Annotated in this window: 15 protein-coding genes and 4 pseudogenes; 9 read left to right on the top strand and 10 right to left on the bottom strand. The window is 59.0% G+C overall.

The window, feature by feature from the left end:
• Positions 1–44: 44 nt before the first annotated feature.
• The 4 genes and pseudogenes from dnaE to C8024_RS15655 form a co-directional block, all read right to left on the bottom strand.
• Positions 45–3,532, bottom strand: a pseudogene (gene dnaE / locus C8024_RS15670) (DNA polymerase III subunit alpha).
• Between the two features lie 143 nt (positions 3,533–3,675).
• Complete coding sequence (locus tag C8024_RS15665) at positions 3,676–4,149, bottom strand: glutathione peroxidase (RefSeq protein WP_100095023.1); 474 nt, start codon at positions 4,147–4,149, stop codon at positions 3,676–3,678.
• Positions 4,150–4,246: 97 nt separating this feature from the next.
• The gene (locus C8024_RS15660; protein WP_173206836.1) at positions 4,247–4,933 is read right to left on the bottom strand and encodes an ABC transporter ATP-binding protein; all 687 of its coding nucleotides are present in this window, start codon (positions 4,931–4,933) and stop codon (positions 4,247–4,249) included.
• Positions 4,926–6,176 carry a lipoprotein-releasing ABC transporter permease subunit gene (locus C8024_RS15655; protein ID WP_173206833.1) on the bottom strand — a complete coding sequence of 417 codons (1,251 nt, stop codon included), beginning with the start codon at positions 6,174–6,176 and terminating at the stop codon, positions 4,926–4,928. Before C8024_RS15655 ends, C8024_RS15660 begins: the two co-directional genes overlap by 8 nt.
• Positions 6,177–6,679: 503 nt before the next feature.
• On the opposite strand from C8024_RS15655, the gene C8024_RS15650 reads away from it, so the two are divergent.
• On the top strand, positions 6,680–7,159 hold the full coding sequence (locus C8024_RS15650) for an Hsp20 family protein (RefSeq protein ID WP_100095025.1): 480 nt from the start codon (positions 6,680–6,682) through the stop codon (positions 7,157–7,159).
• A gap of 180 nt (positions 7,160–7,339) precedes the next feature.
• Here the strand turns inward: C8024_RS15650 and C8024_RS15645 are convergent, their stop codons facing one another.
• The 5 genes from C8024_RS15645 to tpiA all read right to left on the bottom strand — a co-directional run bounded on the left by C8024_RS15645 (position 7,340) and on the right by tpiA (position 11,318).
• A complete protein-coding gene (locus C8024_RS15645) occupies positions 7,340–7,897 on the bottom strand; it encodes a Crp/Fnr family transcriptional regulator (protein ID WP_254305999.1) in 558 nt (185 codons plus the stop codon).
• 2 nt (positions 7,898–7,899) lie between these two features.
• Entirely contained in the window at positions 7,900–8,025 is a 126-nt protein-coding gene (locus C8024_RS22620) for a hypothetical protein (protein WP_302051644.1), read from the bottom strand.
• A gap of 143 nt (positions 8,026–8,168) precedes the next feature.
• Complete coding sequence (locus tag C8024_RS15640) at positions 8,169–9,800, bottom strand: CTP synthase (protein ID WP_173206830.1); 1,632 nt, start codon at positions 9,798–9,800, stop codon at positions 8,169–8,171.
• 179 nt (positions 9,801–9,979) lie between these two features.
• On the bottom strand, positions 9,980–10,375 hold the full coding sequence (secG, locus tag C8024_RS15635) for a preprotein translocase subunit SecG (protein WP_173206828.1): 396 nt from the start codon (positions 10,373–10,375) through the stop codon (positions 9,980–9,982).
• A gap of 196 nt (positions 10,376–10,571) precedes the next feature.
• A complete protein-coding gene (gene tpiA, locus C8024_RS15630) occupies positions 10,572–11,318 on the bottom strand; it encodes a triose-phosphate isomerase (protein ID WP_173206825.1) in 747 nt (248 codons plus the stop codon).
• Between the two features lie 153 nt (positions 11,319–11,471).
• Between tpiA and C8024_RS15625 the strand changes: the two genes are divergently transcribed.
• From C8024_RS15625 to C8024_RS23640, 3 genes and pseudogenes are all read left to right on the top strand, one after another.
• The gene (locus C8024_RS15625) at positions 11,472–13,415 is read left to right on the top strand and encodes a peptidylprolyl isomerase (RefSeq protein ID WP_173206823.1); all 1,944 of its coding nucleotides are present in this window, start codon (positions 11,472–11,474) and stop codon (positions 13,413–13,415) included.
• 7 nt (positions 13,416–13,422) lie between these two features.
• Positions 13,423–14,972 (top strand): annotated as a pseudogene (locus tag C8024_RS15620) (anthranilate synthase component I family protein).
• A gap of 108 nt (positions 14,973–15,080) precedes the next feature.
• Complete coding sequence (locus C8024_RS23640) at positions 15,081–16,193, top strand: DUF2971 domain-containing protein (RefSeq protein WP_217272253.1); 1,113 nt, start codon at positions 15,081–15,083, stop codon at positions 16,191–16,193.
• A gap of 147 nt (positions 16,194–16,340) precedes the next feature.
• Here C8024_RS23640 and C8024_RS15610 read toward each other — a convergent pair whose 3' ends face one another.
• Positions 16,341–16,643 carry a polyhydroxyalkanoic acid system family protein gene (locus tag C8024_RS15610; RefSeq protein WP_173206821.1) on the bottom strand — a complete coding sequence of 101 codons (303 nt, stop codon included), beginning with the start codon at positions 16,641–16,643 and terminating at the stop codon, positions 16,341–16,343.
• Between the two features lie 88 nt (positions 16,644–16,731).
• Between C8024_RS15610 and C8024_RS15605 the strand changes: the two genes are divergently transcribed.
• The 5 genes and pseudogenes from C8024_RS15605 to glp all read left to right on the top strand — a co-directional run bounded on the left by C8024_RS15605 (position 16,732) and on the right by glp (position 20,733).
• Positions 16,732–17,316 (top strand): aminodeoxychorismate/anthranilate synthase component II, encoded by a 585-nt coding sequence (locus tag C8024_RS15605; protein WP_173206818.1) that lies wholly within the window; start codon positions 16,732–16,734, stop codon positions 17,314–17,316.
• Positions 17,313–18,298 (top strand): annotated as a pseudogene (trpD, locus tag C8024_RS15600) (anthranilate phosphoribosyltransferase). The gene C8024_RS15605 and the pseudogene trpD overlap by 4 nt, the downstream one beginning before the upstream one ends.
• Positions 18,295–19,085: pseudogene (gene trpC / locus C8024_RS15595) on the top strand (indole-3-glycerol phosphate synthase TrpC). The pseudogenes trpD and trpC overlap by 4 nt, the downstream one beginning before the upstream one ends.
• On the top strand, positions 19,082–19,552 hold the full coding sequence (moaC, locus tag C8024_RS15590; RefSeq protein WP_173206816.1) for a cyclic pyranopterin monophosphate synthase MoaC: 471 nt from the start codon (positions 19,082–19,084) through the stop codon (positions 19,550–19,552). The pseudogene trpC and the gene moaC overlap by 4 nt, the downstream one beginning before the upstream one ends.
• Positions 19,549–20,733, top strand: coding sequence for a gephyrin-like molybdotransferase Glp (glp, locus tag C8024_RS15585; protein WP_173206814.1), 1,185 nt, complete (start codon positions 19,549–19,551; stop codon positions 20,731–20,733). Before moaC ends, glp begins: the two co-directional genes overlap by 4 nt.
• The last annotated feature ends 29 nt before the right edge of the window (positions 20,734–20,762 follow it).

Below are 20,762 nucleotides of genomic sequence, written 5' to 3'. Positions count from 1 at the left end.
ATATTTGGCGGGTTTCTGATATGTTTGAGCCTAGCTGACAAGCCTTAATTTGGGTTTTGCAACCCGCATTGGTCGGCCGGCCCCAGACGGACGTTGGCAAGGCCATGAACCCGTTCCAGCATCTCCACCGTTTCGGCATCCAGCCGGAAGGACCGGCCGAGACAGACTTTGACCGGATCATCATCGGGTCCCGCCATGGTAGCGACGATCTCGCTCTGGCCGCCAAGCAGCGGGGCGACCAGATTGGTCAGCTCGTGCAGACCGGCAATGTCCCGAACTTCCAGCTCCATTCGCGTGCGGGTTGTTTTCTCCAGCCCGTCGAGCGGCTGGACAGTCCGGATCGCCACCCGCGGATTTTCGTCTTCCGACTGCTGGTCCAGCTCGACCTTGAGCAAGGCGCAGCGCCCCTCCTGAGACAGCTCTTCCAATATCTTGCACTGGTCCTCGTCGAAGCAGCTGGCGGAAAATTGTCCGCTGCTGTCGGAGAGGTCGGCGAGCGCGAATCTCTTGCCCCGTCGGCTGTCGCGCCAGCGCACTTTCTCGATAAGCGCGGACATCACCGCCGGCTTGCGAATGCCCTCGCCAATCGGTTCTCCGCTGCACAATGCCGCATAGGTCATCGCGCCGAGCGAGGATGATACCGCCTGGAACTGGGACACCGGGTGCGAGGAGAAATAGAAGCCGAAAGCATCGCGCTCGCGGACCATGATCTCGTTGAGTGACCAGTTGCTGTTCTCCGGCAACCGGATCGCCTGCATATCGCCGCCGACACTGCCTTCTCCAAAGAGGCCGCCCTGCCCGCTTTCGCGCGCATCGGCGGCGCTGTTGGCGACCGAGAGTATCATGTCCGCGCCGTCATGGACCGCCGCGCGATTGGGCTCCAGATCGTCGAAAGCTCCGGCCGAGGCCAGGCTTTCCAGCTGGCGCTTGTTGAGGCCGTGCGGATCAATCCGGTTGGCAAAATCCTCGATCGACGAGAACGGCCCGCTCTGGGCACGTTCGGCGACCAGCGACTGCATCGCCTTCTCGCCGACATTTTTCAGACCCGCCAGCGCATAGCGGACGGCGAGCAGCGCGTCAGGCTGTTCCTCCACCGAGAAATTCGGCCGACTCTTGTTGATTGCCGGCTGCAGGACGGTCACGCCCAGCCGCTTCATGTCATCGACGAAAATGCTGAGCTTCTCGGACTGGTGCATGTCGAAGCACATCGAGGCGGCGTAGAATTCATGCGGATGATGCGCCTTCAGCCAGGCCGTCTGATAGGCGAGCAGAGCATAAGCCGCCGCGTGGCTCTTGTTGAAACCATAGCCGGCAAATTTGTCGATCAAGTCGAACAGTTCGTTGGCCTGATCGCTGTTCAGACCGTTTTCCGCGGCGCCCGTCACGAACCGCTTGCGCTGGACGTCCATCTCCGCCTGGATTTTCTTGCCCATCGCGCGACGCAGCAAATCTGCTTCGCCGAGTGAATAGCCGGCGATGATCTGCGCTGCCTGCATCACCTGTTCCTGATAGACGAAAATCCCGTAGGTTTCCTTCAGGATGTCCTGCAGCAACGGATGCGGATAGGCGATTTCAACCCGGCCGTTCTTGCGGTCGCCGAACAGCGGGATATTGTCCATCGGTCCGGCCGGTAGAGCGAAACAAGTGCGATAATATCGCCGAAGTTGGTCGGTTTCACCGCGGCCAGCGTGCGCCGCATGCCTTCCGATTCCAGCTGGAACACACCGACGGTATCGCCGCGCTGGAGCAGCTCGAAAACTTTCTCGTCTTCCCAGCTCAGGTTTTCCAGCTCGACCGTTATGCCGCGTTCGGCGAGCAGTTCGACCGCCTTTTTCAACACCGAGAGCGTCTTCAGCCCGAGAAAGTCGAATTTCACCAGACCGGCTTTTTCGACAAATTTCATGTCGAACTGGGTTACCGGCAGGTCCGAGCGGGGATCGCGGTACAGCGGCACCAGCTGATCGAGCGGGCGATCGCCAATGACCACGCCGGCAGCATGGGTCGAGCTGTGCCGCGGCAGACCTTCCAGCTTCATGGCAAGGTCGAACAATCGCTTCACGTCGGACTGCTTATATTCCTGCGCCAGTTCGGTGATGCCGTTGAGCGACCGCTTCAGATCCCAGGGGTCGGTGGGATGGTTGGGTATCAACTTGGTCAGCCGGTCGACCTGACCGTAGGGCATTTGCAGCACCCGCCCGACATCGCGGATCACCGCGCGCGCCTTCAGCTTTCCGAAGGTGATGATCTGGGCTACCTGCCGGTCGCCATATTTTTCCTGCACATAGCGAATGACCTCGCCGCGCCGCGTTTCGCAGAAATCGATATCGAAATCCGGCATCGACACACGTTCCGGATTGAGGAAACGTTCGAACAGCAATCCAAGTTTGATCGGATCAAGATCGGTGATCGTCAACGCCCATGCAACGACCGATCCGGCACCCGAACCACGGCCCGGCCCGACCGGAATGTCGTGATCCTTTGCCCATTTGATAAAGTCGGCAACAATCAGGAAATAGCCGGGGAAACCCATGCTGACGATCACGTCCAGCTCGAAGGCCAGACGGTCGAAATAGACTTTCCGCTCCTCCTCGTCCGTCAGATTGACGAACGCCAGCCGCCGTTCGAGACCGGCGGTGGAATCTTTGCGCAACTGTTCGATTTCCCCGTCCAGATCACCCGCCAGACTGGGCAGGATCGGATCTCTTTTGGGTGGCGAAAAGGCGCATCTCTGGGCGATGACAAGCGTATTCTGCAAGGCTTCGGGCAAATCGGAGAACAGGTCCTCCATCACCAGGGCGCTTTTCATCCACAAATGGCGCGACGGCTTCTCCCGCTCGTCATTCTCGACATAGGCGGATTGCGCGATACATTTCATCGCATCATGGGCTTCGTGGAAATCAGGTTCGGAAAAGCAGCTGGGATTGGTCGCTACCAGCGGAATATTGCGATCCATAGCCAGCGCGATCAGGCCGGCTTCCGCTGCCATTTCGACCGGGTCCTCGCGGCGGGACAATTCGATATAGAGTCGTCCCGGGAAATATTGCTGCAACAGGGACAGATAGGCTTCGGCTTCCGATTGCTGCTCCTCTGCAACCAGTCGCGCCAGCGCGCCTTCGCCGCCTCCGGTCAGGACGATCAGGCCATTGCTGTGTCCCCCCAGCATTTCGAAAGGAACATGGGCGTCCAGTTCGCCGGGCCGGTCGAGATGCGAAGCCGACACCAGCTTGCAAAGATTTTCATAGCCTTCGGCATCCTGCGCATAGAGCGCGATCCAATCCAGCACCGGTTTGGACGGGTCAGTGCCACCGGGTCGCGCAACCCTCAGGAAGCAACCCGTAATCGGCTGCACCCCCTGGGCGCGACAGCCGTCATCGAACGCCATCGAAGCGAAAAGACCAATCCGGTCGCACAGCGCAACCGCCGGAAAACCGCGCTCCTTGGCCGCAGCGCCAATCGCTGCGGGCTCCATCGCTCCGTCCAGGATCGTATAGGCAGAAAAGGTACGGAGATGGACGAAAGGGATCTGGGCCATGATCGTCAGACTAGCGTGCCATCGCGCTCTTGCATATGGGGACGATCATGCGGAGCCGAACTATCGACCATTTGTCCACAGCATATTTGCCGGACGGTTGCGCGGGATCCTGACCGGGCGGAAATTTTCGGCAAACAGGACCGCTATAGCAGCGCTTCAATCTCGCTCTTCAGCTGTTCCGGCTTCACCGCCGGACCGTAGCGCGCAACGACATTGCCCTCGCGGTCGACCAGAAATTTGGTGAAATTCCATTTGATCCGGGAACCGAGCAGACCGGATTTCTCGGTTTTCAGATATTTCCAGAGCGGGTCGGCATCATTGCCGTTGACGTCGATCTTGGCCATCAGCGGGAAGCTCACATCATAGTTCAGCGAACAGAAATTCTTGATTTCGTCGGCATCACCGGGCTCCTGGTTGCCGAACTGGTTGCAAGGGAAAGCCAGTATTTCGAGGCCCTGGTCGTGATATTCCTGATGCAGCTTTTCGAGCCCCTCATATTGCGGCGTAAACCCGCATTTCGAGGCGGTGTTGACGATCAGAAGCACCTTGCCCTTATGAGCGGACAAGTCCTCCATCGAACCATCCGCCTGCTTTACCTGAAATTCCGTAACCTTCATATGCGCCCCGCAATGTTTGTTTCTAGGTATTCCCCGCCCCACAGATTGATACTCGCACGGGAAATGTCAAAGCCATTCTCGATTCGAGCCGAAAATCCTAGGTTAAAACACCCTCGTGCAGCCGGACAACCCGATCCATTCTGGCAGCCAGACGCTCGTTATGCGTCGCTATCAGCGCCGCGCTGCCTTCCTGCCGGACCAGTGCGATAAATTCGGAGAGCACCAGATCGGCGGTCGCTTCGTCAAGATTGCCGGTCGGCTCGTCGGCCAGCACCAGTTTCGGGGCATTGGCCAGCGCCCGGGCAACGGCGACCCGCTGCTGCTCCCCGCCGGACAATTTGCTCGGATTATGATCCAGCCGCGCTCCCAGACCCAGGCTGCGCAGCAAAGTTTCGGCTCTCTCTTCCGCCGCCTTCTGGCTGGTACCGGCAATCAGCTGCGGCATCACTACATTTTCCAGCGCGGTAAAGTCGGGCAGCAAATGGTGGAACTGATAGACGAAACCGAGCAGATCGCGCCGGATGCGCGTATGACCGCTGGCTGGCAATTGCGCCGTTTCCTCGCCGTTGAGCTTGATCGATCCTTCAAAGCCGCCCTCGAGCAATCCGACGGCCTGCAACAGGGTCGACTTGCCCGATCCGGAGGGACCGACCAGCGCGACGATTTCATTCGCATGGATATCCAGATTGACGCCGCGAAGCACCTCGATCCTGACATCCCCCTGAATGAAGCTGCGCTTTACCTCGCGCAATTCTACGGTTTTCTCGATTTTTCTGTCACTCATAGCGAAGCACCTGGACCGGATCGGTACTGGCCGCCTTATAGGCGGGATAGAGTGTCGCCAGGAAACTGAACAGCAGCGCCAGCCCGGCGATACCCACGACCTCCATCGGATCGGTTCGCGCCGGCAATTCGGTCAGGAAGCGGATAGACGGGTCCCAAAGATTCTGCCCGGTGATGATCTGGACGAAATTGATCACATTCTGGCGGAAATAGATGGCGATCAGGCCCAGGATGATCCCGGCGGCGATGCCGAGCGTCCCGATCGACGTGCCAACCGTCACGAAAATCCGCACCAGCGATGCGCGAGACGCCCCCATGGTGCGCAGAATCGCGATATCTCGGGTCTTGGCGCGCACGAGCATGATCAGCGACGACAATATGTTGAACACGGCCACCAGGATGATGATCGAGAGGATCACGAACATCACCACCCGCTCGACCTGCAGTGTCTCGAACAGCGAGGCATTCATCGTCTGCCAGTCGGTGATCACTCCGCGGTCGGCCACCTTGGGTATCAGCGGCGCGATGATCTGGCCGACATTGTCCGCATCATTGGTCTTGATTTCGATCATCCCGATCTGGTCGCCGAGCAAGAGCAGGGTTTGCGCGTCCTCCATCGGCATGATCACGAATGCCTTGTCATAATCATAGACACCGACTTCGAATATCGCGGCCACATCATAGGCGATTTCCCGCGGCACAGTTCCAAATGGAGTCGAGCGACCCTGAGGATTGATGATGGTGATCCGGCTCCCGACCTGCGCGCCCAAAGTGGTCGCCAGCCGGCTGCCGATACCAACCCGCCCCGACCCGGCTTCCAGGCGCGCCAGGTCGCCGGCCACGGTTTTTCCGTCGAGCGTCTCGTTGTTCAATATGTCCGGTACTTCCATCCCGCGCACCAGCACCGCTTCAACCCGTCCGTTGAAAGTGGTCAGCAGGGGCTGTTCGATCAACGGCGAGGCCGAGACGACACCTTCGGTCGCGCGGGTCTCTTCGAGCAGGTCTCGCCATCCGGGCAGACGCCCGCCATAGCCCTGGATCACGGCATGGCCGTTGAGGCCGACGATCTTGTCGAACAGCTCCGCGCGGAAGCCGTTCATGACGCTCATCACCACGATCAGCGCGGCGACGCCGAGCATGACCGCAACCAGGCTGATACTGGCAACGAGGAAGATGAACCCCTCCCCCTTGCCCGGCAACAGATAGCGTTTTGCGATGACCCATTCGTAACGGGATAGGAGCATGACGTGCGAAAACTTCCTTGGATCAGGTTTCCCTGCCTTTACGGTCGCAGGTCGGGGCAAGCAAGTGGCATGGTGGTAAATATGCTGTTGCCGATATGACACAAGCGGAGACCAATCTTGCGAAACCCCCAATTTTACCATGACAAATTTATGTCAGTCGATCAGAGATGATTACAGAATCAAACATCTCGATTAACGGGTCATGGTTCAGGGATCCCTTCCGGTTCCGCCAAATGTTGGGGGACAAGCGGCGTTGAATAGGACGGGAAAACAGGGGACGGATTAATTCGTCACCATTTTCGCCCGGGTGCTTATCGGCATCCGGGCGTTTTTGCGCTGAAAATTTTCAAGCCATTGGTATCTCTGGTTTTTCTTCCTCTTGAAATCCGCAAAGTTGATCATATCTTTAGTCATGTGGAACGCCATTCGGGTTCCACAACAACGAAAGGGATGCCGCATATGCGGGTCCGGATTTACATTGCTCAATCGCAGAGGATATAGATATGAATCGTTTTGACTTTACCCCCTATCGCCGCTCGACCGTAGGTTTTGACCGGCTGTTCGACCTTCTTGAAAATAATGCCCGCGCGCAGCAATCCGAGAATTACCCGCCGTTCAACATCGAACGCAGCGGTGAAGATCATTACCGGATCACGCTGGCGGTCGCCGGTTTCAAGGATGACGAAATCGAAATTACCGCCCAGCAGAATTTGCTGCTCGTTGCCGGCAACAAGAAGACCGACGACCATGAAGGCAAGCAGTTCCTGCACATGGGAATAGCCAACCGCAACTTCGAACGGCGTTTCGAACTCGCCGATTTCGTCCGGGTGGAAAATGCCGCGCTGGCCGACGGCCTGCTCGAAATTGACCTTGTTCGGGAAATCCCCGAAGCAATGCGGCCGCAAACGATCGCGATCAACAAGGGCGACAATGTCACCAAGATAGCGGACAAGCGGAAGAAGAAAGAAGACAAAGCCGCCTAAGCAGCGGACCAACGCAAATTTCAGGGGCAGCCGGAGCGATCTGGCTGCCTTTTTATTTGGCGTCTTTACAATGGCGGTGGAATGAAATGGGGCAGCCGGATGAGGATCCGACTGCCCCTGACACCCGCTTGGTGTCACTCTTGACGATAATTAGCCCGGGTCGCAAAAGGCCAATTTTCGTCAAGAATCTGCTTCGGCAATATGGGAAAGCATGGCGTGGTCCAATATCCGGACCTTTCCGCTTTCCACTGCCACAATCTCGCTTTCCGACCATGAGGACAGCTGCCGATTGATATGTTCGCGCGACATGCCGGCAAAATTGCCGAGTTCGCTTTGACTCAGGTCCAGCTTCAGACGCCCCTCGTCTGCGCCGACCACCGATAATCTCAACAGATAGCGCGCCAGTCGCGGTCCAGATGTATAGGCCCGATCGCCTTCGATCATGCTGTTGGCCATCCGGATGCGCTTGGCCATGACCTTTAGCAAGCGCAAAGCCATATTCTTGTGCTTTGCCAGAATGTCTTCAAACGCTTCCCGCGTTATCGAGAGTGCTGATGTCGGCTCGATGGCAGTCACGCTGGCTGTCCGCTCGCCGCCGTCCAGCAGCGCGATTTCACCCAGAACCTGTCCGGCTTCCGCATAGTCGAGAACAACTTCATAACCATTGCTGGCGATCATGCTGGTGCGCGCATTACCTGACAATAATATCAGCAGCGAGTTTCCAGGATCACCTTGCATGATCAGTTCGTCCCCTTTTTATATTGCATGAAATGCCCGCGCAATATCAAGTCTGCCAGTTCAGCGTCGTCGCAGTCGGCAAACAGGCTGTGCTCAGCCAAAATATCTGCCAGTTCTTCGACTTTCACTGCACCCGTCCTCCGGCCTTCTATCGAAGCTTTTCAACTAGCTTCCGTTCGCCGTATGCGTGTGACAATAGTCACATCCTGTAAAACATATTGGACAGATTCGACATATTGTGGAAACTAGCCAGAACAATAGCGTTTCGCGCCTAGACGAGCCTGCTTTGTTGCAGGGCCGCGGCTATGAAAGAAGCAAAAAGCGGATGCGGGTCAAAAGGCTTGCTCTTGAGTTCCGGATGGAACTGGACGCCGACGAACCAGCTGTGATCCGGCCGTTCAACGGTTTCGGGAAGTTCGCCGTCAGGTGACATGCCCGAGAACATCAGGCCGGTTTTCTCCAGCCGCTCGACATAGCCCTTGTTCACCTCATAGCGATGGCGATGGCGTTCGCTGATTTCGCGGCTGCCATATATCTCGCTGATCTTCGAACCCTGCTGCAGCACCGCGTCATAGGCGCCCAGCCGCATCGTACCGCCCAGGTCGCCGCCGGCCTCGCGCTTCTGCAGACCTTCTTCGGTCATCCATTCGGTGATCAGGCCGACAACCGGCTCATCGGTTTCACCAAATTCGGTAGTCGACGCGCCCTCGATGCCGGCCATATTGCGGGCCGCTTCGACACAGGCCATTTGCATGCCCAGACAGATGCCGAAAAACGGGATATCGTTTTCGCGGGCGAATTTGACCGAGCCGATCTTGCCCTCGCTGCCACGCTCGCCGAAACCGCCGGGCACCAGGATCGCGTGCAGCGGCTCCAGTTTAGCGGCCAGATCCTCTTCATTCTCGAACAGTTCCGCATCGAGCCAGCGGACCTGTACCTTGACACGGTTGGCAAGACCGCCGTGAAACAGCGCTTCCTGCAGCGACTTGTAAGCATCCTGCAGACCGACATATTTGCCGACCACGCCGACGATGACTTCGCCTTCCGGATGTTCGATCCGTTCCATGACATCATACCAGCGGGACAGGTCGGGCTCGGGGGCATCATCGATCGAAAAGGCGCGCAGCACCTCCCGATCCAGGCCTTCCTGATGATATTGGAGCGGCACATTATAGATATTGCTCGCGTCCAGCGCCGGGATCACCGATTCCTTGCGGACGTTGCAGAACTGGGCGATCTTGGCCCGTTCGGTATCGGGTAGCGGATGTTCGCAGCGGCAGAGTAATATGTCCGGCTGGATACCCAGCGAGGTCAATTCCCTGACGCTGTGCTGGGTCGGTTTTGTTTTCAGCTCGCCAGCAGCGGCAATATAGGGGACCAGCGTGACATGCACGGAAATCGCATTGTCCCGACCGACCTTGTTGCGCAGCTGCCGAATCGCTTCGATGAAAGGCAGGCTCTCGATATCGCCAACCGTTCCGCCAATTTCGCAGAGAACGAAATCAATGCCGTCCAGCTTGTCTTCGGCAAAAGCCTGGATCGCGTCGGTAACGTGTGGAATAACCTGCACAGTGGCACCGAGATAGTCGCCGCGGCGCTCCTTGGTGATGATCGACTGATAGATTCGGCCAGAGGTGACATTGTCCGATTGCAGCGACGGAACGCCGGTGAAGCGCTCGTAATGGCCAAGATCGAGATCCGTCTCCGCACCATCGTCGGTGACATAGACTTCGCCGTGCTGATAGGGCGACATCGTGCCCGGATCAACGTTGAGATAGGGGTCAAGTTTCCGGATTCGCACGGAATATCCGCGAGCCTGCAACAGAGCACCGAGGCTCGCCGCCATCAGACCTTTGCCAAGAGAGGAAACCACACCGCCGGTAATGAAAATATATCGCGCCATGGGAGGAGAGGCTTAAGGCGTAAATGGCACATATGGCAATCCCGCGAATCCGGAAAAGCGAAATAAATATTATTTGGAGGCTGTCATTGTCCGCTCAACAGGCAGCGGACGAATCAGCGCGCACGGACGCTGGTCGGACTGTTGCGGGGATCGGGGACGGACGAAGGTGTCCGAAAGCCTTACTGGTCGAGTGGAATGGAACCGTCCGAGCCGGTTGCCGGCGCTTCTTCCTCTGCTGCTGCAGCGGCCGCGGCGGCCAGCGGATCATCGCCGACCAGTGGCACATCGTCAGCCGGAGCGGAGACCGGTGCCGTATCGCGTTGCAGGCTCTGGTCGATCGTTTCGACCTTGCCTTCCGCAGCGGCCAGAACCGCCAGCGTGATCGACAGGGCAACAAACAGGACCGCCAGAATCGAAGTCGTCCGGGTGAGCAAATCCGCCGCACCGCGCGCCGACATCATGCCGGACGGCGAGCCGCCGACACCCAGTCCGCCGCCTTCGGATTTCTGCATCAATATGACACCCACCAGCATGGCGGCGACAATGGCTTGAAGGACGGTGAGAAAAAGAAACATGGATTTTCCGAACTAAATATAGCGAGCATGCGCTCCGACGTGCAGCGCACATAGCGATTGCCCCGTCGGAGTTCAAGCGATGATGCACTTCACTTATACGGGTGGCCTTGCCTGCCTTCTGACCAGACAAGACCGGGATCCCGGGTCGCCGGTCAAAATAGGCCCCGCACGAGCAATCAAATTTCAGGCAGCCCGTTCAGGCCGCCGCGGCCGCCTCGATAATCGGTCCGAATTTCGCTGCCGTCAGGCTGGCGCCACCGACCAGTCCGCCATCGACATTTGGTACTGCCAGCAATTCCGCTGCATTGCCGCCATTCATCGAACCGCCGTAGAGAATACGCACATCGTCGCTGCCCTGCCCCATCAATTCTCCAAGCTTCGCCCGGATTGCGGCGTGCATTTCCTTGACATCGCTGGCGGCGGGGACGCGGCCGGTGCCGATTGCCCATACCGGTTCATAGGCGATGGTCAGCCAGTCGGCGCTGGCCCCGGCGGGAAAGGATCGGGCGAGCTGGATGGTGACGATTTCAATCGCCTGGCCGGCATCGCGTTCCTCTTCGGTCTCGCCGACGCAGATAATCGCTCCCATGTCGGCCGCATGGACAGCTTCGGCCTTGGCTTTCACCTCGGCATCGCCCTCCTGCTGGTCCGCGCGGCGCTCGCTGTGGCCGAGAATCGAATAGGTTGCGCCCGCTTCCTTGAGCATTGCGGCGGACAGGCATCCGGTGTGCGCGCCGCTTTCGGCAAAATGACAATCCTGCGCACCGATGGCGAAGCCGGGATTGGCCTCGACCGCTGCGGCGATCAGTGTGGCAGGAGGACAGATTCCGACATCGGCGCCTTCATTATTGGCGGCAATTGCGGCGATCGCCGCTATATCCGAAAGCTGCGCGCGCAGCCCGTTCATTTTCCAGTTGCCGACAATATATTTGCGGTTTGCCATGATGCCCTCAGCCTTTTCCGTTTTTCCAATCTGCGCCCGCTAACAAATATCGTCCCGCTTGCCAATTTCCTTCCGCAGTCTTTTGCTTGAACCACAAAGCCAAGCCGCCTAAAGCAAGCCCAAATCCACCTCGCGCAATGGAACATTTCCTTCATGATCAGTTTTTTCCGCCGTATTTTTTCCTCGAAACTGGGCCTTTTTCTGACCTTCTGTTTCGTCGGTTTGATCGCCATTGCCTTTGCCACGGCCGACGTGTCGAGCAGCGGCACTTTCGGCGGAGTGACCGGATCGGGTACGGCTGCCAAGATTGGCGACAGCAAATTGACCAGCGCGGAGCTCAACCAGTCGGTCAACAACGCGTTTCGCGGTGAACAGCGTCAGAATACCGGGCTGGATCTCAAGACCTTCATCAATGGCGGCGGCTTTGACGAGGTTCTCGAACAGCTGATCAACAGTTTCGCCATTGCCGACTTCGGTGCCAAATACGGCATGGCCGCCGGCAAGCGGCTGGTCGACGGGGAAATTGCCAGCATCCCGACTTTCCAGGGCGCCGATGGCCAGTTCAGCGAAGAAAATTTCCGCCGCGCGCTGCAGCAGCAGGGCATCAACGAGACGCAGCTGCGCGACAACTTCACTCGCAATCTGATGGCAAACCAGCTGGTGACGGCCGCCGGTTTCGGAGCGGCCGTGCCGGAGAAACTGGTCACGCCTTATGCCTCTCTGCTGCTGGAATCGCGGGAGGGGCAGATTGCAACCGTACCTTCGGTCGCTTTCATCGATGACATCAAACCGGCAAAAGCCGCTATCGAAGCCTTTTATGCCAAGAATGCCTCACGCTATACGATCCCCGAACGGCGGACGATCCGTTATGCGCTGTTCGAAAAATCGCGCTTCAATGACAAGATCAAGCCCAGCGAAAAGGAAATTGCCGGCTATTACAAGCTGAACAATACCCGCTATTCGGCTAGCGAGACCCGCAATTTCAACCAGGTCATCCTGCCGACCGAGGCCGCCGCCAAGGCGCTGGCCGACAAGATCAAGGCCGGCACCTCGATCAACCAGGCGGCCCAGTCGGTCGGGTTATCAGCTTCTGCCGTGGGACCGGTCAACAAGGCCGACTTTGCCAACAGCGCATCGCAAGCCGTGGCCAATGCCGCCTTTTCCGCCCGTGCGGGCGCGATAGCCGGACCGGCGCAAAGCGCGCTCGGCTGGCACATCGTCAAGGTCCAGGACGTCAAGCAGATCCCGGCCCGTTCGCTGGAACAGGTCCGCGCAGAGATTGTCGCCGAACTGACCCGCGAAAAGATCGAGGAAGCGATCGCCGAGCTGACTGTCCGTCTGGAAGACGAATTTGCCGATGGCGCGACGCTGGGTGACATCGCCAAGGCCGAAGAGCTGAAAATCGAGTCCACCCCTCCGCTTCTCGCCAATGGCCAGAACCCCAATGACCGGAATTACAAACCCATCCCCGAAATGCAGCGGATATTGCCGATTGCCTTTGCAGTGGATGAGGATAGCGATCCGCAGATCGTCGAGATCGTTCCCGGCGAGAAATATGCCGCGATCGATGTCTCGGAAATCACCGAATCCGCGCCGCCGCCGCTGGCGCAAATCGAGCAGCTGGTGACCCGCGACTATATGCTGGATCAGGGATCGAAAAAGGCAAAAACGGTCGCCGACAAGATCGCCAAGGCGGTCAGTAGCGGGACGCCTCTGTCCAAGGCTGTTGCCGATGCCGGGGTAAAATTGCCCAATGTCCAGAAGATCAGCGCCACCCGGGCCGAACTCGCGCGGCAGAGCCAGCAGGGACAGGTCCCCGCGCCGCTCAGCCTGATGTTCAGCATGGCGCAGGGCACTGCAAAATCCCTGGCCGCACCGCGCGACCAGGGATGGTATGTGGTCGCACTCGACAAGCTCAATCGCGGCGATGCATCGAAGCGGGAAGATTTGCTGAACGCGACAAAGACCCAGTTCAAACAGGTATTCGGCACCGAATATACATCGCAGTTCATCAACGCGATGAAGGCGGATGTCGGCGTCGAGCGCAACCAGGATACGCTGACCGCGCTGAAACAACAGCTGCTCGGCGGGAACTGATCCCAATATGGCGGGCAGTTTCGGAATAGAAGCGGCGCGCGCGGCACTGGACAGCGGCAAGCCGGCGCTGATCTGGCGGCGGCAGGTTGCCGACACCGAAACACCGGTATCCGCTGCGCTGAAGCTGATGGAAGATGGCCGCGGTGACTATCTGCTCGAATCGGTTGAAGGCGGCGAGACCCGGGGACGCCACAGCATGATCGGCCTCGCGCCAGATCTCGTGTTCCGTGCCGATGGCGAGAAAGCCGCGATCAACCCGATATGGCTGCAGGACCGCGACGCATTTGCCCCGGAAAGCGGCGACAGCCTCTCGGCCCTGCGCAATCTGGTCAAGACCTGCCAGATGGATGTGCCGGAAGAACTGCCCCGCGCCCTCGCCTGTCTGGTCGGCTATTTTGGCTATGAGACCATCGGCCTGGTCGAGAAGCTGCCGCGTGCCCCGCAGTCCGAGCTGGACCTGCCCGACATGCTGTTCGTCCGGCCGACGGTGATCCTGATCTTCGACCGGCTGGCCGATGAACTGTTTCTGGTGGCGCCCGTTTGGCCCGAGACCGCTGGCGATAGCGAAGCCAAGATCGCTTCGGCGGAGGAACGACTGGACGAAGCGCAGCGCGGACTGGCTAACCCCGTCCGTCCCGAACTCGTCGCAGGACGGTTACCGGACACCGAACAGTTTGGCTCCGACGCCTCCGGCCCGAGCGAACCGGAGTTCACGCCCCGGGTCTCGCCCGAAAAATATGGCGAGATGGTGCTGCGCGCCAAGGATTATATCGAGGCCGGGGACATCTTCCAGGTGGTGCTGGCCCAGCGCTTCACCACGCCCTTCACCCTGCCGCCGATCGAACTCTATCGCGCCCTGCGCCGGATCAACCCTTCACCGTTCCTGTTCTTCCTCGACCTGCCCGGCTTTGCGCTCACCGGTTCGAGCCCGGAAATCCTCGTCCGCGCGCGCGACGGCGAAGTCACCATCCGGCCGATCGCCGCACCCGGCCGCGCGGCAAGAATGCGGCTGAAGACAAAGCGAACAAGGACAGCCTGCTCGCCGACCCCAAGGAACGGGCCGAGCATCTGATGCTGCTCGATCTCGGCCGCAACGATGTCGGCCGGGTGGCGAGCGCGCACAGCGTCGAGGTCACCGACAGCTATACGGTCGAATTTTACAGCCATGTCATGCATATCGTCTCCAACGTCGTGGGAGAGCTGGCACCGGACAAAGACGCACTCGACGCCCTGTTCGCCGGTTTCCCCGCCGGCACGGTCAGCGGCGCGCCGAAAGTCCGCGCCTGCCAGATCATCGCCGAACTCGAACCGGAAACCCGCGGCGCCTATGCCGGCGGCGTCGGCTATTTCTCTCCGGATGGCAGCATGGACAGTTGCATCGTTCTGCGCACGGGTATCGTGAAGGATGGCACGCTGCACGTGCAGGCCGGCGCAGGCATCGTAGCGGACAGCGATCCGGCTTATGAGTTGGCGGAATGTCGCGCGAAAGCAGGCGCGTTGCTGGCTGCCGCTAAAGAGGCTGTGAAGCGGGCGCGGGATGTGGGGTTTGGGCAGTAATTTAAGAAGTCTGCTTTGGGCGCAAAACGAACATGGCGCGTGCAGTTTCTTTCCGCCGGCTTTCGCTCCACAAGCCGCCATTTGGCATCGATTTGAAAGTCGCCAAAAGTGGGCGCTTTATATGTATCTTTTTTCTATGGGAGTGGCATCGATCTGGGCGCGAACGGAGAGGCAGAATTTGCAAATGCAACACGATTTATGGTCGTTGGCCAACTTGATTCAAACCCGTATATAGATGAAATGAAGATACCTCGGCTGCTTTACCGCTTTCGTCCGTTAAACGAAGAACTCATAAACAGAGAAATGCGTGCGCTCAAAGAGAGTTATCTTTACGCTCCACCGTTTTCAGCAATGAACGACCCGATGGAGGCGTTTTATGAAACTGGCGGACCGGCAGACCATATACTAGATGCACTTCTCACAACGACTGGCAAAAGTACCGTTGAAATGTACAGGATGCTGTCGGAAATGATTGAGCAGTTTGCGCTAGTCTCGTTTGCAGGCACATATGAAGACTTACCGATGTGGGCCTACTATGGAAGCAATTTTGCTGGGATGTGTTTGGCGTTTGAGTCTTCTCAGCTAGAGATTGGTGATTTTCAAAACGAGCATCTGCGTTCAGTTACTTATGCGCGAAAGGCCCTGCCAGCACTGACAATCGCTGAAGTTGCGAACAAAGAGGCCGTCATAGCGCGCATCACTAGGAAGCGCAGTGAATGGGCACACGAAAAGGAATGGCGGTTCATTACAGGGGAAGTGGGACCCAAGCATTATCTAGACGACGCACTTCAGCGCGTTTATTTAGGTCCACGAGTAAACCCAAAACATGCAAAACGTATTTGCGAAGTATTGCAGCGACGACCTGTGGAGATACTGCAGGGCAAAGTTCAAGGGTTCGACCTTATCTTTGAAAGCATACAGAAGCCTTGCAATGTGGAGCAATGCGAACGAACTGGGGCCGGGAACTTTAACCCAGTTGACCATGAATATGGCCGACCAGAGTTGGAAGCTTTTCTAAAAGTACCCTATCAAGAATTGCTGGAAGAATGCCAGCGACTTTCCCGCCATCCCAATCTCGAGCAAATTGCTGAATTTGATATTGCGAGCAGCCCCAAAAATGCTTTATATTTGTGGGTAACATACAAGCTGCGTAGCGGCAAAGAAATTTACCACAAACGATATTACGACCAACGACTCAAACTGATGCCTAGCCCCGCCTAAATCAGCAATCATCTCATGTCACAATAGCAGCCTTTCGCGTTTCTGACGTGGTATCTGCCGTTTCGCAAGTCACCCAACTTGATGCCTTTAAAAATGACCAGCGCTAGAGTCCGCATAGGGCCTAAAGCCATCCTTGAACAACCAGACTCACTCCAGCATCTTCGGCGCTTCCTTCATCAGCTTCGCCTTGATCTTGTTGGCGAACATCGCCAGCATCGGCGGCAGGTCGAGCACGACATACACCTCGTCTTCGCGAACATGCATGTCGCTGACGATGCGCTGGCCGATGGCTTCGAGGGTGAAGTGGAGATGGTCACCCTCCCAATGGTGATCGGTCAGGCTGGCGCCCAGGATGACATCGCTGAGCGTGTGGATGCCGCTGCCGATGCGGTTCCTGGCTTCGGCCAGACCCAGTTTGTGCGGAATGTTGACGGTGACGGGCTCGCCCATGAAATATTCTCCCTTTTCGGTGCTTTATCAGCACTCGGTCGCACGTCAAAGCTTGGCGAGAGCGGAATTTCCGATTAGGCAGCTTTGCATGATCCTCGTTATCGACAATTATGACAGCTTCACCTTCAACCTGGTCCATTATCTGATGGAACTGGGCGCCGAGGTGCGCGTGGAACGCAACGACGCGCTGACCGCCAGCGAAGCGCTGGCCACCGGGGCGCAAGCCTTTCTGATTTCCCCCGGTCCCTGCACCCCCAATGAAGCGGGCATATCGCTAGATCTGGTCGCGGCCTGCGCCGATGCCGAGAAACCGTTGCTCGGCGTGTGTCTCGGTCACCAGAGCATTGGCCAGCATTTCGGCGGCAAGGTCGTGCGCGGCGGGTTGATGCACGGCAAGACATCGCCGGTGACCCATGACGGCAGCGGCGTCTTTGCCGGCCTGCCCTCGCCTTATACCGCGACCCGCTATCACTCGCTGATCGTCGAGGATATTCCGGGCAGCCTGCCGGTCAACGCCACCGCCGACGATGGTTCGGTCATGGGTTTCCGCCACGAAAGCCTGCCGATTCACGGCGTCCAATTCCATCCCGAGAGCATTGCTACCGAACATGGGCACAAGCTGCTGGCCAATTTCATGGCGATTGCGGGGATCGAAGCGAAGGAACTGGCATGACCTTACCCGATCCGGCGAGCGCCCTGTCCGCAGCATCGGCCCGCGAAGCCTTTTCCGCGATATTGGGCGGATCCTGTTCCGCCGAAGAGATCACGAAATTTTTGGTCGATCTTGCCGACCGGGGCGAGACAGCCACCGAGATCGCAGCAGCAGCCACCGAAATGCGCGCCCGGATGATCGGGGTTGATGCGCCAGACAATGCGATTGATGTTTGCGGCACCGGCGGCGACGGCAGCCATAGTTTGAATATCAGCACCGCCACCGCATTGGTGGTGGCTGCCTGCGAGATTCCGATGGCAAAGCACGGCAACCGTGCCGCATCGAGCAAATCGGGCGCGGCGGATACGCTGGAGGCGCTTGGTCTCGATCTGGCGAAAGCGGCAACCAATGGCGAGCAGAGCCTGCGCGAGATCGGCATCGCTTTTTCTTTGCGCCCAACCATCATCCCGCGCTCGGCCCCCTGGGACCGATCCGCAAGGCCATCGGTCGCCGGACGATCTTCAATCTGCTCGGTCCCCTCTGCAATCCAGCCAAGGTCAAGCGCCAGCTGATCGGCGTCGCCTCGCCCGATCTGGTCGAGACCTATGCCGAAGCGGCGCTGCAACTGGGCTATGACAAGGCGATGATCGTCTCCGGCGAGGAAGGGCTCGACGAATTCAGCATCTCCGGTCCCAGCCGCGTTGCCATGATCAGCGATGGCAGTGTCACGATCAGCCGCATCACGCCGGAAGATGCCGGCCTGACCCGCCATCCGGCGGAAGCGATAAAGGGCGATGATGCGCAATATAACGCCGCTGCGCTGAAGGCGCTGCTGCTGGGCGAGACATCCGCCTATCGCGATGCCGTGTTGCTCAACAGCGCCGCCGCGCTGATGGTCGCGGGCGAAGTCGACAGCTGGGAGGAAGGCGTCGAGGAAGCCGCCGAAGCGCTCGACAAGGGGCTTGCCAATGCCATGCTCAATTGCTGGATCGCCAATCAATGAACAAGCTTGAAGAAATCTGCGCAACGACGCGGGAATATGTCCCGCAACGCAAAGCGGATGTCCCGGCGTCGAAGCTGAGCGAGGACATCGCCCGCCAGACCGCGCCGCGTGGCTTTGCCGCAGCGATCCGCGCGAAATCAGCCGACGGCTTTGCCCTTATCGCGGAAATCAAGAAAGCCAGCCCGTCCAAGGGCCTGATCCGGGAGGATTTCGATCCGCCTGCCCATGCCCGCGCCTATCAGGCCGGCGGAGCAGCCTGTCTGTCGGTGTTGACCGACCAGCCCTATTTTCAGGGCGCGGACGAATATCTGGTGGCGGCGCGCGCTGCGGTCGACCTGCCCTGCCTGCGCAAGGATTTCATGGTCGATCCCTGGCAAGTCGCCGAATCGCGGGCGCTGGGCGCCGATGCGATATTGATCATCATGGCGGTGCTGGACGACGCTCTGGCAGCGGAGATCGAGGCGGAAGCGCTGGCGCTGGGCATGGACGCGCTGATCGAGGTGCATGACGAAGCGGAACTGGAACGGGCGTTGAAGCTGCGATCCCCCTTGCTCGGCATCAACAACCGCAATCTCAAGACCTTCGAGACCAGCCTCGACCAGACCGAGCGGCTGGCGAAGCTGGTGCCCGACGACCGGATCATGGTGTCGGAGAGCGGCATTTTCACCCATGAAGATTGCCAGCGCTTGTCCGGGTCCGGCGCCCGCGCCTTTTGGTAGGTGAATCTCTGATGCGACAGGATAATGTCGAGGCCGCGACCCGCGAACTGCTGACAGGAACCCGATGAGCAAACTGACCCATATCGACGGCGACGGCGCGGCCCATATGGTCGATGTCGGCGGCAAGGCCGACACGGTCCGCGAGGCCCATGCCGAGGGCCGGATCACGATGAAACTGGAAGTCCTGGAAGCTATAAAAGCGAACGCCATGAAGAAGGGCGATGTGCTGGCGACGGCCCGCATTGCCGGGATCATGGCGGCGAAGAAGACCAGCGATCTGATCCCCCTGTGCCACCCGCTGGCGCTGACCAAAGTGGCGGTGGATTTCACCTTTCTGGGTGATGGCATCAAGGTCTCGTCCATGGCCCGCCTGACCGGCAAGACCGGCGTGGAAATGGAAGCTTTGACAGCCTGTTCTGTCGCACTCCTCACAATCTATGACATGTCCAAGGCGATGCAGAAGGATATGGTGATCAGCGATATCCGGCTGCTCTCGAAAAGCGGTGGCAAGTCGGGAGACTGGGTCGCGGAATGAGCAGCTTGCTGCCTCTGGACGAAGCCCAGCAGCGACTGATCGCGCTGGCCTCCCGCCTGCCCGCCGAAACGCTTTCCGTCCATGATGCGCTCGGCCGCTATATCGCCGGAGACCTGATCGCAAAGCGCGAGCAGCCGGCAGCCGATATGTCGGCGATGGACGGCTATGCGATCCGCTTTGAGGACCGCGATGGCCCGTGGACATTGATCGGCGAATGCCCCGCTGGCAGCCCGCCCTGCCGCGCGCTGCAACCGAGAGAAACCGCCCGTATTTTCACCGGAGCCCTGCTACCCGAGGGCGCCGATACCGTGGTCATGCAGGAAAATGTCGAGGCCGATGGCACGACCATCCGCCTGACCGCAGAACCCTCACCCGAAAAAGGCCGCCACGTCCGCTATCAGGGCGGCGATTTCAAGCAGGGCAGCGTCGGTTTGCCCGCCGGCAGCCTGCTCAATGCGGCGGCGCTCGGCGAAGCGGTCATTGCCGGCTATGGCGAGTTATCGGTCGGTACACAGCCTAGAGTGGCAGTGGTTTCGACCGGCGACGAACTGGTTGCGCCGGGCAGCGCCACCCTGCCCCACCAGATCCCCGCCAGCAATGACGTCATGCTGTCAGCCATGCTCTCCGGCCTGACCGCCGAAACCCGCAGCCTGAGCCGCGTTCCCGACGATATGGACACGCTCTGCAAAGCGCTAGAAAGCGCAAAGGATTGCGATATCATCGTCACCATCGGAGGCGCATCGGTCGGCGATCATGATCTGGTCGGCCCCGCCTTCCGCAAGCTCGGCGCCGAGATCGATTTCTACAAGATCGCGATGAAACCCGGCAAGCCGGTGATGGCCGGAACGCTCGGCAAGACCGTGATATTGGCGCTCCCCGGCAATCCCGCTTCGGCCTTTGTCGCGGCCACTTTGTTCCTGCTGCCGCTGATCCGCTTCATGGCCGGAGCCGCCCGCTACCTGCCCGCCTATCAAAGCGCCCCGACCAGCGAGACCCTCTCCGCCAACGGCCCCCGCGCGCAGTTTCTGCGGGCGACGGTCGACCAGTCCGGGATAACGCCCTTCGGTAGCCAGGACAGCGCGAAACTGTCGGTGCTCGCTGCGTCCAATGCCTTGCTATTCCGCCCGGCCCAGGCGGATGCCGCGGATGTTGGCGCGATGGTGCCCTATATTCCTGTTTAGCCGGAACCCCGACCGGGCATCGGCCGGTG

The organism is Sphingopyxis sp. BSNA05 (genome assembly GCF_013265645.1).
In the GTDB taxonomy this organism is placed as follows: Bacteria; Pseudomonadota; Alphaproteobacteria; order Sphingomonadales; family Sphingomonadaceae; genus Parasphingorhabdus.
Note: the sequence above shows the minus strand (reverse complement) of the source record. Positions and strands in the feature narration are given on the sequence as shown.